This is a genomic window from Phycisphaerae bacterium, from assembly GCA_012729815.1.
Taxonomy (GTDB): domain Bacteria; phylum Planctomycetota; class Phycisphaerae; order JAAYCJ01; family JAAYCJ01; genus JAAYCJ01.
In genome coordinates this window covers 20,342-36,045 of the sequence record JAAYCJ010000047.1, presented here as the reverse complement: position 1 = coordinate 36,045, position 15,704 = coordinate 20,342, and the positions used below count along the sequence as shown (strand labels likewise).

Genomic DNA, 15,704 nt, shown 5'->3' with positions numbered 1-15,704 from the left:
TGTCGTTGACAAAGACCAGCCAGAACAGGCCGTTCGGCAACTGCCGGACCGTTGTCGGCCTCAGGCGCCGGCCGATCACGTGAACGGCGAACGCCGCCGTCCAGAAGTGGCAGCTCCCCTCGAACTCACCCTTCCCGGGAATCGTGTACACCGTAGCAACTCTGCCCGTCGCCGCATCGTAGCGATCCAGGAACTCCCGATCGCCACCATGCTTGAGCAATTCGTCTCTGGCCGAGACGCACAACTTCCCACCCGGGCGAAGCACCGTCGTCAATCGAGCGGCCAGACGATCAACCGCATCGTAGCTGTGCTCGATGATGTTCTGCGGGAATACCGCCAGATCGAACGCGTCCGGCCCGAACGGCAGGTGGTTCAGATCGCCCAGAACGAACCGGCACCTGCTCCCCCGCTTTGCCGCCAGCAACCGCGCATGCTCCAGCGGAACATTCGCACAGTCGATCCCAACCGGAACCGCCCCCATCTCCTCCATGGCAAAGCAGAACCGCCCGGCGTTACAGCCCAGATCGAGCGTTCGCATGCCCGGCCGGATCTCCCGGGCCAGCGGCTCGTGGACCTTCTGGACCGCGAACGCCGACGCCTCACTGGCCGGATCGGTCATCTCGCAAACTCCCGCTGCGTTGTAGAAATCCGCCGACCGTCTCACGTCCATGTCCTGCTCCGGCTCACAAAGCGTCATACCGGCTTCACCTGGCCGTCAGAAACAGCCACGGTCCGCTACCGAGGCTCAACCTCGAAACGATCGCCGCCTCCGCTTTGGCCAGGGCCTCCCGCTGATCCGGCCACAACTCCTCGTCGAGGCCCGCTTCCACCGCGATGTCGTACGTCTGGCCGTAGGCCACCGTCCTGACCTCGCCGAACCCGGCCCGGCGATACAAACGAATCAGATCCCGACCGCGGTAATGCCGGCATCGCCGCAGGCCCACGAACTCCAAATCCCGCTGCGAGATTGCCGCCGCTTCGTCCATCTGCAACCTGGCCCGATCATCCCGCGGCCACTCCTGGCCGGCGAGCCATCGGTGCAGCCGCGTGTCCGGCCGCACGCGATACTCCCGGCCGACCTCAAGCCCCGCTTCGCTCCGGCGCCCGCGGAGCATCGTGAATCCGCCGTCGCCGGTTCGCCCGAACGAAACGCCCCTCGTCGGCGAATTGCGATACGCCCAATCCCAATTGGTGCTCTCATGGACCGCCACGCCGCCGGTCCGCAGCACCCGCCGCACCTCACTGACCACCCGCTCGTGCTTGCCATACAGACCGGCAAACGTCAGCACGTCGCCCAGCAGGAGCACCGCATCGAAACTCCCCGCGGCAAACGGAAGCTCCGCCGCGTCCGCCACCTCAAATCGCACGTTCCGAACCTTGCGCCGCTTGCGGGCCCGTTCGGCATGGGCGATCTCATTGCCGTCGATATCGACGCCGACCCCTTCCTCGATGCGCTTGGCCAACCCCAACAACGTCCCGCCGCATCCGCAGCCCACGTCGAGCACCCGCCCGGCCCCCGCGATCCGCCCGCGCACCAACTCGGCGCGGATGGCATCGTACCATTGATAGTCGAGTTGACGCGGGCCGAACCCGCCGGCCGGCAATGTGAGGTTCTCAGACACGGGCGCATCCCAAACAAAGACAGCGAGGTTTGATCCTACCCGGCCGGTCGATCAACTGACGCTGAAATCTCGCACGAAGTCGACTTCGCTGAGCACGCCAACCAGCGTCTCAACGTCGTGCTTGGCGTTCAGCCGCATGTCATAGGCCAGCTTCAGAACCGGCTCTTCCTTGCGCTTGCTGATCTTCAGGTCGATGATCCGCCAGTCGTGCTTCTTGAACCGCCCGTTCAAGTCATCGATGTGGCTCATCGGCCCATCGACCGTCACCTCCACCGTCTTGTACCAGTGCCGCGCAATCCCCTTTTCCGCCGCCCCGATCAGAAACAGCGTGATCAGAACCAGCACCACGGCCGCCGAGCCAACCACGTGGAAACCGAACCCAAAGGCCATGCCCACTCCGGCCATGCACCACAGCGACGCCGCCGTGGTCAGACCGCGGGCGGTCACGCCGATACGGATGATCGCTCCGGCGCCCAAAAAGCCGATGCCGGTGACCACGCCCGCGGCAATCCGGCCCGGATCGACCCGCAGCGTCTCCTGCGACCCCAGGCTCATCGTCGGAAGCTCCGTGGAAATCACCGCCACCAAGGCGGCCCCAAGCGTCACCAGGATGTGCGTCCGAAGACCCGCCGGACGACCGTGATACTCCCGCTCGATGCCCACCAACGCCCCGGCGGCCACGGCAAACACCAGTCGGGTAAAGACCTCGTAGTTCTCAGAAAACGTCGCAGCGGAAAGGAACAGGCTCATGGCGGTACCTCCTCGGAGGAATTATGTTAACGTTTTATTAAGACCGGTTCAAGCGACCGTATCGAAATCCGGGCGGTTTTCCGCTATAATTTTGTTTTTGAGCGAATGCCGTGGAGTAAGCCATGACCACCCCCGACGACAACGGAAAAGACGTATTCGCGACCGTGGACGAGGCCGCCGCCGACCTGGCTGCCGGACGGATGATCATCCTCGTGGATGACGAGCACCGCGAGAACGAAGGCGACCTGGTCTGCGCCGCTGAGGCGATGCGCCCGGAGTTTGTCAATTTCATGCTCAAGCACGCCCGCGGCGTCCTGTGCCTGGCCATGTCCGCTGAGATGTGCGACCGCCTGAACCTCTATCCGCAGACTCCGGACAACTCAGCCCCCATGGCCACCGCGTTCACCGTGACCATCGACGCCGCTCCCCGTTTCGGCGTGACCACCGGCGTCTCCGCCTCCGACCGCGCCACGACGATTCTGCGGGCGGTCGCCGACGACGCCAAAGCCGCCGACTTCACCCGGCCCGGGCATATCAACCCTCTGCGAGCCCGCGACGGCGGCGTGCTCGTGCGAGCCGGCCAGACCGAAGGTTCGGTCGACCTGGCGCGCCTGGCCGGCCTCAAGCCCGCTGCGGTCATCATTGAGATCATGAACGAAGACGGCACCATGGCCCGCATGGGCGACCTGATCGAGTTCGCCACGCGCCACGGCCTGCGGATATGCTCCGTGGCCGACCTGATCCAGCACCGGATGCAGCGGGAACACCTGGTCAAACGAATCGAACAGGTCAGCCTGCCCACGCCGTTCGGCGAGTTCAAACTGACCGCCTACCACTGCCCGGCCGACGAGCACACGCACGTGGCCCTTTCGATGGGCGAACTGGGCCGCCTCGACGAGCAGGGCGAACCGGTGGTGGTCGACCGTCCGGTCCTCGTGCGGGTCCACTCGGAGTGCCTCACCGGCGACGTGTTCGCCTCGATGCGGTGCGACTGCGGCGAGCAGTTGCAGTCCGCCATGAAGATGATCGCCGAGGCTGGCGAAGGGGCGGTCGTCTACCTGAGGCAGGAGGGGCGCGGCATCGGCCTGGCCAACAAGCTCCACGCCTACGCCCTCCAGGAACGCGGCTTGGACACCGTCGAGGCCAACCTGCGACTCGGGTTCGCAGCCGACCGGCGCGACTACGGCATCGGCGCCCAGATCCTCCGCGACCTCGGCTGCCGACAGGTGCGGATCCTCACCAACAACCCCAAGAAGACTTCGCGTCTCGAAGTCTACGGCCTTAAGGTGGTCGGACAGGCCCCGATCCAGATCCCGCCGCAGGCCGCTAACCGGCACTACCAGGCCACCAAGAAGACCAAGATGGGCCACCTGCTGGACTAGCCGATCCGGCTCAGTCCTCAAGCAATGTCGACTCGGCCAGCGTCCGCGCCTTCGCGTCAAGCTTCAGCGTCCGGATCTCAAAAGCCGACAGCGAAACGTCTTGTTCCAAGTTGAGGATCGGCAGCCGCAACGTCGTCCGACGAGGCCCGGCGGTCGGGTTGAACAGACGGATGACAAAGGCGTCGCCCTTCTCCGCCATCTTGAACGCGGCGATCTGCACCGCCATATCCGACAGTGTCGCCAGCGACTCGAGCGTCTTGCCCTGACCCGACGGCGAAAACGCCAGAACGTACGGCTTCTCGTTGTACGCCAGCGCGCGGCGATCGATCGTCTCCAACTCGCCTTCAACCGGACCGGCTGAGAGGACGAGTCGGAACGTCCGCAGACCCTGGTCGATCCGCGAGAGGTACCGATCCTGCGGGACGATGGGCCGATCCAGGATCGGGTGGCCGGAATAGGCCGCCGACCGCAGCAGCGAAAGCCGCAATTCGCCGTCGCGGCAGTCGCATCCGTACGTCCCTTCGTTGATGCACGTCAGCGCCACGTCGCGCCGCTGGTCCAGCACCGCCACCCACTTCTGGGCCACCGCCTCGCGTCCGTCGGCGGGCAACGGCTGATGGCCATAGGCGGTCTGCCCGATGAACTCGATCCCTTCCAGCATGTTGGGCAGCGTCAGTTTGAGCATTCGGTTCCTCTCGTTCCAATGGACCCGAAGCTCCAACTCGATTTGCCGCCCGCGCTTCGGCAGCTTGTACCGCTGCACCAGCGCCGAGTTGCCGTAGACGAAGATCGATTCGATGACGGTGCGAACGTCGCCGTCCTCAATCACCCGCACCGGGGCCAGTCGCGTCCTGCGAACGCCCGCGATCTTCGCCGCCTGCCCGGCTGAGGCGAGCTTGAAAGCCCCGACGACCTCCTCGAACCGATCGACCGTCATTCCCCACGAGTCCTCGTTGTCGGCGATCACCAGACCCGCGCCCGCTCCGGCTTTCAGGACGTCGACTCCGCCGATGCGGCAGCGCTCGATCAGTCCCGTCCGCGCACCGATGGCAACGTCCAGGTCGTCCGTCTCGAACGCAAAGATGCCCTCGCGGGCCTTGACGCTCGGTTTTGGCTTTCGCGGCAGAACCTTGATCGTGCAGTCGAACCGGTTCATCTGCGAAGGGGCCAGCGTGGCCGAGAACACCGTGCGTTTGCGCCAATCGAGGTTGAGGTTTGCCTCCTCCTTTTCCGGCTGGCACGGCGTTGACTCGCCGTCGCGGCACACCACCGGCATGGAGAACTCGTCTTTCCAATTCTGGTCGGCAAGCTGAAATTCGGCCTCAAGCACCGCCTCGACCGGGAATGGATGCGGGTTGTAAACGAGGATCGGGTAGTGGTCCGGCTCGGCCTTCGGCTGGCCCGAGGCGAGCGCGAAGAACGCCCGCGCCTTGAGGCGGGAGAGAATCTCCAGCCCATGATCCATCAGGCGCAGGGCGTCCGCCTCGGCCGGCTCGATCGACGAACCCGGCAGGATGTCGTGGAACTGGCAGGTCAACAGGTCCGCCAGGGCCTCGTCCAGCTCCGCCCGCGGATACGCGAGCAGCCCCTGCAGCGCCGCGGCGCTAAGCATCTTTTCCGTCGCGTACAGCTCGTTCTCAAGGCGCCTGTGCCCCTGCTTGACGCGGATCTGCGATGTATAGCAACCGACCGAGAACGGATTCAGGTCTTTCTCCACCCGCGGCAGGTCCGGACCGCCCTCGCGCAGCTCGGCGAAGTACGCCTCCGGCGTCGAGTGACGGATCGCCGGCTCCTGCGTACGGCCGATCAGTTCCGTCAACTGCTCCAGGTCCAACCGCGACGGCCCGCCGCCGTGGTTCCCCACTCCCCACAGCGTCATGCCGACCGCCCGCTCCGCCTGGTCGCGCAGATGGCTCTCCACTCTCTCACGCGACTGGCCCAGGTGCGAATTGTAGCCGGCCGAACGATGAACCACCAATGTGGAACCGTCCAGCCCGACCCACCGAAACACGTCCGCGGGCAGCGGACACTGCCGCTGGTCCGGCCGGCAGATCAGGTACGAATCGTACCCGAGCTTCGCCAGAATCTGGACCAACCCGCGCGAGTGGCCGAACGGATCGAAGTTGATCGCCGTGGTCGGCCGGATGCCAAACTTCTCGCGGAAATAGCCCAAGCCCGTCAGGCCCTGCCGGACGAACGACTCGCCGCACGGCATATTGCAGTCCGGCTGAAGATGCCATCCGCCCATGATGTGCCACCGTCCGCGGCGCACCAGGTCCTGGATGCGGGCGAACAACGGCGGCTCGTACTCCTCAACCCAGCGGTACAGGATCACCTCATTGTGGTTGAAGATGAAGGCGTCGAACCGCTCGCACAGGTCGGCGGCCACGCGGAATGTCGAAACCGCCTCGGCTGCGCCCTCCGGCCATTGCCACAGCCAGACGGGGTCCAGGTGCGCATTGCAGATCAGATGCATCGTTTTCATGTCGGTGAACCTTCAGAAGTGGGGTTAAATATCCGCCTCGTCGCCGGTTTTCTGCCCGGTTGCGGCATAGTTGGGATGCGGAGGCAGGTTGCGAACCTGCTCAATGTCGATCTTGACCTGGCGATATCGCCATGTTCCGATGACCAGGATGACCACGCCCATCGGGACCATCGCCCAGCCGACCAGTTGCCCCGGAATCCAGTTAAGAAAGTGAATGAACGACGCCCCGGTGATGATCAACGCCAGCGCCGTCCGGACGTACGCCAGGTACGTCCGCTCGTTGGCCAGCACCGTCCGGTCGATCGCCAGCAGGTCGCGCAGGATCAGGTTACCGTTCGCGAATGCGGAATAGGGGGTCTTGGACATCTTGGCTCTCCGGAACGCCGTCGTAAACGAACACGCCAATTGTAGCAGGAACGGCCGGCGGTTTCGATGCGAATCCGCTCTCCGGGCAGGTCTCCCCGTCTTCCACGCGTTCTGTGCCGCTACGACGGCTACTCCTTGTCCTCTTCACGGTCCGGAACGCCGTTGTCGGTCAGCCACTCCTCGACCCCTTTGGCGACCCCTTCGGCCAAGGCGTCCTCGTCCAGCGTTCCGCGCACGCGCGATTTGGTCTTGCCCGCGATGGCGGCCCAGCCCAGCAGGTTGTCAGCCGAGTCGAACAGGGCGATGTGGCAGACCAACTCCTGTCCCGGACTGGCCAGCGTGCCGCCGATCCCCTTGATCTCGGCGTACACGATCTGCCCCTTGATCACGATCGGCCTCGAGCCGGTGTTCTCCAACCGCGTCTTGCGCTGGAGCCGGACCGCGATCCGATCCTGGACGAGCTGCGGCGTCCCAGCCGGCAGCACCCCCTCCAACTCGCTGACGATCGGCTCGACGGTGAAACTGTCATACCCGGCCAGGGTATCCGCCACCGGACGAATGACCAGAACGTTCGCCTGCGGACCGCGAACCGTATAGTAGGCCTCCTTGGCCGCAGTCGAGCAGCCCGACAGAACCACCGGCATCGCGATCAGCACCAACAGCCGTCTGTACCTGGACATGTATCTCCCCTTCTAAAAGGTTCTTTCATCCCTTGAGCAACCCATACTCCACCAACGCCGCCCGCAGCTTCTTCTGCTGCGGCTCATCCATCGGCCACAGCGGCAGTCGAAGCTCTCCCTCACACATTCCCAGCATCGCCATCGCCGACTTCACCGGGATCGGATTTGTCGCCAGCGACAGCATGCCCTTGGCCAGGGCGAACATCTTGCGGTGAAGCCGCTCCGCCGTCCGGAAGTCGCCGGCCAACGCCGCGTCCGTCATCGCCTTCACGTCGCCGGGGACGACGTTGGCGATCACCGAGATCACGCCCGTCCCGCCGATGCTCATCAGCGGCAGCGTCATCGAATCGTCGCCCGAGAGGATCTCCAGGTCACACGCCGTCCGCAGGGCTGAGGCCCCGTCCATCGAACCGGTCGCGTGCTTGACCGCGACGATGTTCTTGATCCTCGACAGCTCGACCAGCGTCTCGACCGCAATCTCGACGCCGCATCGGCCGGGAATGTTGTAGATCACGATCGGCAACGACGTCGACTCCGCGATCGCTTTGTAGTGCTCGTAGAGCCCCTTCTGCGTCGGCTTGTTGTAGTACGGGGCGACCTGGAGCGAACTGTCCGCACCCGCCGCCTCCGCGTGTTTGGTAAGTTGGATCGCCTCGGCCGTCGAGTTCGACCCGGTCCCCGCCATCACGTGGATCCGCTTGCCCGCCCGCTTGACCACGCGTTCGATGACCTGATCGTGCTCCTGGTGGTCGAGCGTAGGCGATTCGCCGGTCGTCCCGCACGGGACGACTCCGGCGATTCCCGCCTCCACGTGCATGTCCACCAGCCGATCGAGCGTGTTGAAATCGACCTTGCCGTTCTTGAACGGCGTAACCAGCGCGACGTACGTTCCGCTGAACATCTCTGTCGTAACCTCCAAAGATCGAAAACCTACTTCGGCCCAAACCGGATCAGCAGTTCCTTCATCTGGCGAACCGCCTCACGGAGGCCGACAAAGACCGCCCGCGAAATGATCGTATGGCCGATATTGAATTCGGCAAAACCGGGCATCCGCGCCACCGGCTCGATATTCCGATACGTCAGTCCGTGCCCGCCGTGAACCACCAGCCCCAGTTCCAGGCCCAGGTCGAGCGACTTGGCCAGCGCCCCCAGGGCCAGTTGCCTGGCCCTGGAGGTTTTGGCATTCGCGAAACCACCGGTCCACAGTTCCACCGCATCGAATCCGAGATTGGCGCACGTCCGAAGCTGATCCTCGGCCGGCTCGATGAACGCGCTGACTTCGCACCCGGCCTTGTGCAGCCGGTCCACCGCCACACCGACCCGCCGTTTGAGCTTCACCACGTCCAAGCCGCCCTCGGTCGTGATCTCCTCTCGCTTTTCAGGCACCAGAGTGCACTGGTCGGGTTTCACGTCGGCCGCGATCGATACGATCTTCGGCTGGATCGACATCTCCAGGTTCAGCTTGACCGCCACCGTCCGCCGCAGCAGCTCGACGTCCCGGTCATTGATGTGCCGCCGGTCCTCGCGCAGGTGCACGGTGATCCCGTCGGCCCCGCCGAGTTCCGCCTCGACGGCCGCCCATACCGGATCGGGTTCATCCGTCCGACGGGCCTGACGAACCGTCGCGACGTGGTCGATATTCACGCCCAAACCAGCCATAGTCTGCCTCCTGGTTCACAAGACCCCCCTATCATAAGACCGAACCCGGCCGATGGCAACGCTTTTGCCCCGAGCGACTGCGCCCGCCAAAACCAAGCCGATCAGGACCCGCCCGCGGTGACTTTGTCGATCAGTTCCTTCGGTACTCCGATATCCGCCGTCACCACGTTGCCCACGTATCCTTGTGCGGTCTGCTCGACCAGACCCGACTTGATCGCGACGAACGTCACCGTCATCGACGCCCGAATGGCGCTCCTGGCTGGCCAGCCCGTCTGGCAGTCCAAGCCCGACGGCGTGTCCACCGCGATCACCGGTTTGCCCGAGTCGTTGATCTTGTCGATCAACTCATCCAGCGGCGAACGCACCTCGCCGGAAAACCCCGTCCCCAACAGCGCGTCGACCACCAGTTCCGTCCACTTAAGCGTCCCATCCGCGACGTCAACCGTCTCGATCGGAATTGCCGCGTGCCGGATGATCCGGTAGTTCGTCTGCGCGTCGCCCTTGAGCTGCGACTCGGCAACCGTCAGAATGACCCGCACCCGCCATCCGGCGTTATGCAGGTGCCGGGCGATCACAAACCCGTCGCCGCCGTTGTTGCCCGGTCCGGCAAAGACCGCTACCCGCTTGACAGCCAGCTTGTCGTAGTCGGCCCGGATCAGGTCGGCTGCGCTCCGCCCGGCATTCTCCATCAGGATGATGCTGGGCATCTCGTATTCGTCGACCGCCCGCTTGTCGATGCTGCGGACCTGCTCTCGGGTCAGAATTCGCTTTTCCATCTCAACACCCCCGTGATTACCCGTGTATTTCACCCATGTTAAATGCCGCCCAAAGGCGAATCAAACGCAAAACGACAGGGCAAACGTCCCTCACCGCTCCAGCAGCAGAATCCGGCAATCCTCAGCCGGAACCGTCAACTCCACGGCCTGACCGACCACGGCCACCGCCTCACGCGTATACAGATCCGTCGCCATCATATACCGCTCCGGAACCGGCACCGCCTCCGTGACCGCCTCGCGCCGATGGTCGTTGAACACCGCCAGAATCGCCCGCTCGCCATCTCCGATCATCCGCGGCCGAAGCCGGTTGCCGCGAACGACCGGCCTCGCGTGCCTCAACAGGATCGTCCGCACGAGGTCCACCGCTTCGGCGATCCGCTTGTCCATCGCCAGTCCCAGGTACGTGCCGATCGTATACACCTGCCCACGCCCGTACGCATGGTGAGCGCCAAGCGTCAGGCTCCCCCACGCCGCGATCGGCCTCGCTCCGCGCAGTTCCAGCGGGGCAAGGTAGCCATGTGCCCGAACCGAGGTCTTGACCGGTTCGCTGAACGCGATCGGCGGACCCAGCGAAATCGGGTCCAGATCGGGCAGGTCGGCGTCCGGATCGACCAGAATCCGCCCGTCCGCGGTCGGAACCGTCGGCTGGTTCTCCGGATCCGAACAGACCGCTTCGCCCTCGACCACGCCCGCCGCTTCCGCCAGCGCCCCCGCCGGCAGCGTCGCCCGCATGTACCCGTGCCGGTCGAAAAGCCCGGTCCGCGTCTCCAGGATCAGCGTCCCGCCGTCCCGTACGTACCGTGCCAGCTTCTCCGCTGTCGCATCGTCCATCACCAGCATCATCGGCGCGATCAGCACCGGCTCGCGCACGTCATCCAGCGTCTCCGGCGTCAGATACCGCGCCAGCAGGTCCGCCGACCAGATCGCCCGGTAGTACCCGGTGTGCGTCTTGCCGTACCTCTCATCCGTCAACTCCATTGCGAACAGCAGGCTCGATATGTCCGGATCGTACAGCACCGCCACCTGCGTCGGAGGCGTCCAGCCCATGATCACGTCCTCGTGCCGCTTCAGCCGCCGCGCTGTCTCGGCGATCGCCAACGACCGCGGATTGTCCGTCCCGTCCGGCCGCATCATCCCGTACCCGCCCGCCTCCTGGCCCGTCCGCTCCGGCAGATACGACCAGTGCATCGTTCCTCGCGATCCGTGAGCCGCCGTCAACCAGTTCCACAGCCGGTAGTGTTCCGGCTGCGGCGGCCAACTCCGGCGGAAACCGCGTATGTTCGACGCCCCGCCCGGCATTTCGCTGATCCAGAAGTCCTTGCCCCGCGCCGCCCCGCGCGTCACCTCGGCCACCATTGCGCACGTCGAGAGCGGCCAGCCGAACGCCTGCGGCGCGAAGCTCGTACCCCACTTGTCCACCGGCTCGGCGAACTTCCAGTTGTGGATCACCGCGCCCGCCCGCGGCAACACCGGCGGCACCGCGCCGGAATGGCTGATGACCTGCCGATTCGGATCGCGTCCCTTGATCGTCCGCACCCGCCAGGCCATGTTCTCGGCCAGTGAATCGAACCAGAACCGAAACCAGTCCAGCCAGTCGGCATAGTTCCCCTGCAGAATCGGCGGACTGACCTGCTCGAAATCCGTGTACGCCCGGCCCCACGCCTCGTTGAACACGTCGATCTCACCGTAGACGCCCTGGAGCCACTGCCGAAACTCCCGCCGCGAACCGTCGCAGTAGCAGAATGTGAAATCGCCCGTGTTTCCCCACATCATATTGCACCACGCCGGCTCCAGGTGCGGCTCGTTCCAGCAGTCATAGGCGTACAGGCTGGGCCGCCCCTTGAACTCGTCCACCAACCGCACCAGATACCTCTGGGCCTCTTCGACCACCGTCGGATGGTGAAAGCACAATCCCGGATGCCCGCCGCCCGGCGTCGCCTCCTGGCTGCCCAGTTCGATCGCCCGGCCGTTGGCGTTGACGTACCTCGCCTCCGGATGAACCCGCTCCAGCCAGTATGGCGCCGACTCCAGGTTCACCTCGATCAGCACCGCCAGCCCGATCCGGTCGCAGATGTCGAACATCTCGTGGACTTCGTCGAACGCGAACCGCTCCGGCTCCCGATGGTGCCAGTTCCACAGCATCCGGAACTTGACGAGGTCAAACCCCAGGTCGTGCTTGATGTGGGCCAGGTTCCGCTCGTGCGTATCTCGCAGCGGCGTGGGCGGCCGCCAGTAGTGAGTCCCGTAGACAAACGTCCTGCCTTCCTCAATCATGATGACCCTCGGAAAAAGCTCCGGCGCCGCAACCGCCGCTCACATTACGGCGGCATCGCCTGATAGTCAAGCCGCGACCGCAATCCTTGACACCCGCAACCACCCGCTGGATACTGGCAGGGCAAGCGGCAAAACGGCGAATGGCGGAGACGAACGTGACGATCTACAACCTGGTAAGTCTGGCTGGGCTCTTCGGACTGATGGCGACCGCGTGGGCGGTCTCGCGCAACCGGCGCAACGTCAACTGGCGGCTGATCGTCTGGGCCACCGTCCTGCAACTGGCGTTCGGCCTGTTCGTCTTCCAGTCACCGGTCGGTCGCGACGCCCTCTGGGCCGCCGGTCAAACCATCGTCCGCCTGATCGCCCTGGGCAATGAAGGCGTCGAGTTCGTCTTCGGCAACCTGGCGATCAGCCCGCCGGATCGGCGGTCGTTGGGCTTCTTCCTGATTTTCCAGGGCTTTCCCGTCATCATCTTTTTCTCCGCCTTCATGGCCCTGCTCTACTACCTGCGGATCCTGCCCGCTGTGGTCCGCGCGTTCGCCTGGGTCTTCGCCAGGACCATGCGGGTCTCCGGGGCCGAGGCCTTGTACACCGCCGGCCAGATCTTCACCGGCGTCGAATCGGCGACCGCTATCCGACCCTACCTTCTGAAGATGACCGACTCGGAGCTCCATGCCCTGATGACCGCCGGCCTCTCTACCGTGGCCACCAACATCCTGGCCCTCTACGTGGCCTACCTGACCGGCGTGGTCGAAGACGCCGCCGGCCACCTCATGGCCGCCTCCGTCCTCGGCGCCCCTGCCGCACTCGTCGCCGCCAAACTGGTCTGGCCCGAAGACGGCCGACCCGAGACCATGGGCCACGTTCCGCCCGTCCACACCGCCGGTCACAGCAGCGCCACCGACGCCGTCATCAACGGGGCCATGGACGGCGTCCGCCTGATCGTCGGCATCGTCGCCCTGCTCATCGCGTTCCTCGGCCTGCTCGCGGTGGCCAATTCTCTGCTCGGCTGGCTGGCCAATGTGCAATTGGAGACGCTGCTCGGCTACGCGTTCCGCCCTTTCGCCCTGATGATGGGCGTTCCCTGGGACGACGCCGACAAGGTCGCCGAGCTGCTCGGCACCCGCACCATCGCCACCGAGGTCGTCAGCTACAACCGCCTGGCGGCCTGGACCCGCGACGGCCTGATCGGTCCGCGCGCCGCCCTCATCTCCGTCTACGCCCTTTGCGGCTTCGCCCACGTCGCCTCCGTCGCAATCTATATCGGGGGCACCGCCGCCCTCGTGCCCGAACGCAGAAAAGACCTGGCCAAAGTCGCCTGGCGGGCTCTCCTGGCCGGCACCATCGCCTCCATGATGACCGGCGCCGTCGCCGGCGTCTGCTACACCGGATAACCGCGACGCCTCCGCGATGCTCCGCTACACCGACCCGATCAACCTTACGATCCGATCCCGCACATCCTCAAACGCCCCCACCGCCGGCCGAAACGAATCGTAGAATACAAACGCCGACTCCGTCTCGTATCCGCCCTCCTTGTACGCCTGCCGCGTCGGCAGATACCCGATATCCCCGTTGGCAAAACCCACCAACTGCAACGGTCGTGCGCACGCCTCCCGAAGCTGAGCTGTCATGATCGAAAAAACCTCCGCCGGCAGGCATGGCCAAACCGTCCCGCCCAACGACACCACCGTCAGAGGCATCCGCGCGGACGTCGGCAACTTGCCCGACTCGATCCGCTCCAGCATCCGCCGCCGCCAGATCCGCCCCGCCTCGCGAATCCGGTCCGCCACGTACCCGGTCTGCCCGCAACAGCCACGCTCCAGCCGGTCAACCACCGCCTCGATCGCCGAGGCGTCCATCGCGTCCAGCGGAACATCCACAACATCAGAAGCGACCCGCAGACGCTGATCTGACGTCCGTTCACTGCGGTCAAGTGCCTCCGCAACCGTCTGAGCCAACTGATCGCCCCACCGTTCCGCCTGCTCGAAATCCGCACGACTCGGCGGATTCAGGTTCCCGCACGCCCCGTTGGTAAACAGCACCACCGGCCGTCCCGCCAGCCGCTCTTGAAGCCTGGCCACCGCCTGTCCAGCCACATCGCCGCTGATATGCCGGTTCTCCGGTCCCAGCGCGACGTTGTGCATCGCATAGTTCGCCACCACCGCGACACAGCCGCCGTCCGGACGGCAGAACGCCAGAACGCCCAGAACCGGGTCTGTATGGGCCGACGCCTGCTGGCGCCGATCCACCGCCAGATCGCACCGGACCTGCGCGAACCGCATCTCGACGTCCACCGGCTTTTCCATCGCCCGCCGGCCGGCCTCCACGCACCACCGGCAAAGCCGCTCGGCGTACGCCTCATCGTAGTCGCCGCAGTTGATGAGTTTGATCGTGCACGGGCCCGCATGCGTGTGCGTCGCCGACACCACGATGTGCTCCGGCGGCAGATTCACCACCGCTCCGACCCGCGCCTTGATCGCCGCCGCCAGTTCCGCGTCCAAACCCACCAGATCGCCGTGAAGCCACAGCAACCGCGTCGTCCCGTCGTCAATACGCAGCGCCCGAAGGAACAGCCGGCTGTGCACGCCCACCGACGGCTGAACCCGCGCCACATACCCCGACAGCTCGCAGCCGACTTCCGGAGTGATATCAACGACCGCCGCACCAACCCTCATGACCATGCTCCGTCCAATCCGTGCTCGCGCAAACAAGACGCGCGATCAACCGCGGGCATGCTATCAGAGCCTGTCAGGAACGTCAATCGCCCGGCCCGGCGACAAGACCGGCATTGCGCCGCCACATCTCCAGCGTCGCGCGAGCACCGGCGGAACCGGCGGTGCGGGCTTCATACTGCTCGTCCGTCCATCGCGCCGCCTCCGCCGGATCAATCCGCGGACCCAAGCGGTGCTGCCGAAACTCGTCAATTCGGGTTGGCTTGGCGAAGCGGTTGAAGGGACAGACCGCCTGACACGCATCACAGCCGAAGATCCAGGGCCCGACCTTCCCAGCCAGCGTCGGATCGATCCGATCCCGATGCTCGATCGTCAAATACGAAATGCACCGCCGCGCATCCACCACGCCCGGCGCGACAATCGCCCCGGTCGGACACGCATCCACACATCTGCGGCACGCACCGCAGTGGTTTTTCGCCGGCTGGTCAACCGGCAGTTCCAGGTCAGCAAACAACTCAGCCAGAAAGAAGAACGAACCGAGCCGCCGGTTGATCAGGCACCCGTTCGACCCGATCCATCCTAGTCCCGCCTGCTCCGCCAACGCCTTCTCCAGCACCGGCGCACTATCGACAAACGCCCGATACCGCACCTCCCGCCCCGCCATCCCGCTCAGCCGCACGGCCAACCGCCGCAACCGGTCCTTGAGCACTCGATGATAGTCCCTTCCCCACGCATACATCGCCACCCGCCCGCCGCCATCCGGGGTCGCCGCCTCCTGATGGTAGCTGCTTCCCAGACAAAGCACCGACCGAACCCCAGCCACGAGCCGGCCCGGATCGAGCCGCTTATCGAGATTCTGCGCCATGTAGCCCATCCCGCCCTGCCGCCCCCGCTCGATCCAGTCCAGATACGCCTCGCGATACCGCGACTCGACTCTCGGCGCCGAAATACCCGCCAGATCGAACCCCAATTCAAACGCCGCCTGCCGGATTGTCTCCTTAAGATCGTCAGCCATGCGTCCCATCAATTCTGCGGACC

General features: G+C 65.1%; 14 protein-coding genes. 2 read left to right on the top strand and 12 right to left on the bottom strand.

From position 1 onward, the window contains the following. The 3 genes from GXY33_03770 to GXY33_03760 form a co-directional block, all read right to left on the bottom strand. Nucleotides 1–697 (bottom strand): class I SAM-dependent methyltransferase (locus GXY33_03770; protein ID NLX04246.1); only part of this gene is annotated, 697 nt, incomplete at its 3' end. Nucleotides 698–704: 7 nt separating this feature from the next. Further along, nucleotides 705–1,622 carry a class I SAM-dependent methyltransferase gene (locus GXY33_03765; GenBank protein NLX04245.1) on the bottom strand — a complete coding sequence of 306 codons (918 nt, stop codon included), beginning with the start codon at nucleotides 1,620–1,622 and terminating at the stop codon, nucleotides 705–707. Nucleotides 1,623–1,673: 51 nt separating this feature from the next. Continuing rightward, the gene (locus GXY33_03760; protein ID NLX04244.1) at nucleotides 1,674–2,372 is read right to left on the bottom strand and encodes an MgtC/SapB family protein; all 699 of its coding nucleotides are present in this window, start codon (nucleotides 2,370–2,372) and stop codon (nucleotides 1,674–1,676) included. 122 nt (nucleotides 2,373–2,494) lie between these two features. Between GXY33_03760 and ribA the strand changes: the two genes are divergently transcribed. Next, nucleotides 2,495–3,754: a GTP cyclohydrolase II gene (ribA, locus tag GXY33_03755; GenBank protein ID NLX04243.1), complete on the top strand. Its 1,260-nt coding sequence runs from the start codon at nucleotides 2,495–2,497 to the stop codon at nucleotides 3,752–3,754. Nucleotides 3,755–3,764: 10 nt separating this feature from the next. On the opposite strand, the gene GXY33_03750 is transcribed toward ribA, so the two are convergent. From GXY33_03750 to GXY33_03720, 7 genes are all read right to left on the bottom strand, one after another. Beyond that, complete coding sequence (locus GXY33_03750) at nucleotides 3,765–6,239, bottom strand: alpha-mannosidase (protein ID NLX04242.1); 2,475 nt, start codon at nucleotides 6,237–6,239, stop codon at nucleotides 3,765–3,767. 24 nt (nucleotides 6,240–6,263) lie between these two features. Next, nucleotides 6,264–6,605 carry a DUF202 domain-containing protein gene (locus GXY33_03745; protein ID NLX04241.1) on the bottom strand — a complete coding sequence of 114 codons (342 nt, stop codon included), beginning with the start codon at nucleotides 6,603–6,605 and terminating at the stop codon, nucleotides 6,264–6,266. Between the two features lie 128 nt (nucleotides 6,606–6,733). Next, nucleotides 6,734–7,285, bottom strand: a complete 552-nt coding sequence (locus GXY33_03740) for a hypothetical protein (protein NLX04240.1) — start codon at nucleotides 7,283–7,285, stop codon at nucleotides 6,734–6,736. A 25-nt stretch (nucleotides 7,286–7,310) separates the two neighbouring features. Further along, entirely contained in the window at nucleotides 7,311–8,186 is an 876-nt protein-coding gene (locus GXY33_03735) for a 4-hydroxy-tetrahydrodipicolinate synthase (protein ID NLX04239.1), read from the bottom strand. 29 nt (nucleotides 8,187–8,215) lie between these two features. Next, the gene (locus GXY33_03730; GenBank protein ID NLX04238.1) at nucleotides 8,216–8,944 is read right to left on the bottom strand and encodes a pyridoxine 5'-phosphate synthase; all 729 of its coding nucleotides are present in this window, start codon (nucleotides 8,942–8,944) and stop codon (nucleotides 8,216–8,218) included. 101 nt (nucleotides 8,945–9,045) lie between these two features. Then, complete coding sequence (locus tag GXY33_03725) at nucleotides 9,046–9,720, bottom strand: NAD(P)H-hydrate epimerase (protein NLX04237.1); 675 nt, start codon at nucleotides 9,718–9,720, stop codon at nucleotides 9,046–9,048. Nucleotides 9,721–9,810: 90 nt separating this feature from the next. Further along, a complete protein-coding gene (locus GXY33_03720) occupies nucleotides 9,811–11,994 on the bottom strand; it encodes a cellulase family glycosylhydrolase (protein ID NLX04236.1) in 2,184 nt (727 codons plus the stop codon). 140 nt (nucleotides 11,995–12,134) lie between these two features. On the opposite strand from GXY33_03720, the gene GXY33_03715 reads away from it, so the two are divergent. Continuing rightward, nucleotides 12,135–13,388, top strand: a complete 1,254-nt coding sequence (locus GXY33_03715; GenBank protein ID NLX04235.1) for a nucleoside transporter — start codon at nucleotides 12,135–12,137, stop codon at nucleotides 13,386–13,388. 24 nt (nucleotides 13,389–13,412) lie between these two features. On the opposite strand, the gene GXY33_03710 is transcribed toward GXY33_03715, so the two are convergent. Together GXY33_03710 and queG are read right to left on the bottom strand one after the other, a co-directional pair. Beyond that, complete coding sequence (locus GXY33_03710) at nucleotides 13,413–14,669, bottom strand: hypothetical protein (protein NLX04234.1); 1,257 nt, start codon at nucleotides 14,667–14,669, stop codon at nucleotides 13,413–13,415. 82 nt (nucleotides 14,670–14,751) lie between these two features. Further along, entirely contained in the window at nucleotides 14,752–15,681 is a 930-nt protein-coding gene (gene queG / locus GXY33_03705; GenBank protein NLX04233.1) for a tRNA epoxyqueuosine(34) reductase QueG, read from the bottom strand. Nucleotides 15,682–15,704 lie beyond the last annotated feature (23 nt).

Bases quoted from the DNA above. Each gene is read 5' to 3' on its own strand.
- GXY33_03760 (NLX04244.1), bottom strand. From the start codon at position 2,372: ATGAGCCTGTTCCTTTCCGCTGCGACGTTTTCTGAGAACTACGAGGTC.
- ribA (NLX04243.1), top strand. From the start codon at position 2,495: ATGACCACCCCCGACGACAACGGAAAAGACGTATTCGCGACCGTGGAC.
- GXY33_03750 (NLX04242.1), bottom strand. From the start codon at position 6,239: ATGAAAACGATGCATCTGATCTGCAATGCGCACCTGGACCCCGTCTGG.
- GXY33_03745 (NLX04241.1), bottom strand. From the start codon at position 6,605: ATGTCCAAGACCCCCTATTCCGCATTCGCGAACGGTAACCTGATCCTG.
- GXY33_03740 (NLX04240.1), bottom strand. From the start codon at position 7,285: ATGTCCAGGTACAGACGGCTGTTGGTGCTGATCGCGATGCCGGTGGTT.
- GXY33_03735 (NLX04239.1), bottom strand. From the start codon at position 8,186: ATGTTCAGCGGAACGTACGTCGCGCTGGTTACGCCGTTCAAGAACGGC.
- GXY33_03730 (NLX04238.1), bottom strand. From the start codon at position 8,944: ATGGCTGGTTTGGGCGTGAATATCGACCACGTCGCGACGGTTCGTCAG.
- GXY33_03725 (NLX04237.1), bottom strand. From the start codon at position 9,720: ATGGAAAAGCGAATTCTGACCCGAGAGCAGGTCCGCAGCATCGACAAG.
- GXY33_03720 (NLX04236.1), bottom strand. From the start codon at position 11,994: ATGATTGAGGAAGGCAGGACGTTTGTCTACGGGACTCACTACTGGCGG.
- GXY33_03715 (NLX04235.1), top strand. From the start codon at position 12,135: ATGGCGGAGACGAACGTGACGATCTACAACCTGGTAAGTCTGGCTGGG.
- GXY33_03710 (NLX04234.1), bottom strand. From the start codon at position 14,669: ATGAGGGTTGGTGCGGCGGTCGTTGATATCACTCCGGAAGTCGGCTGC.
- queG (NLX04233.1), bottom strand. From the start codon at position 15,681: ATGGCTGACGATCTTAAGGAGACAATCCGGCAGGCGGCGTTTGAATTG.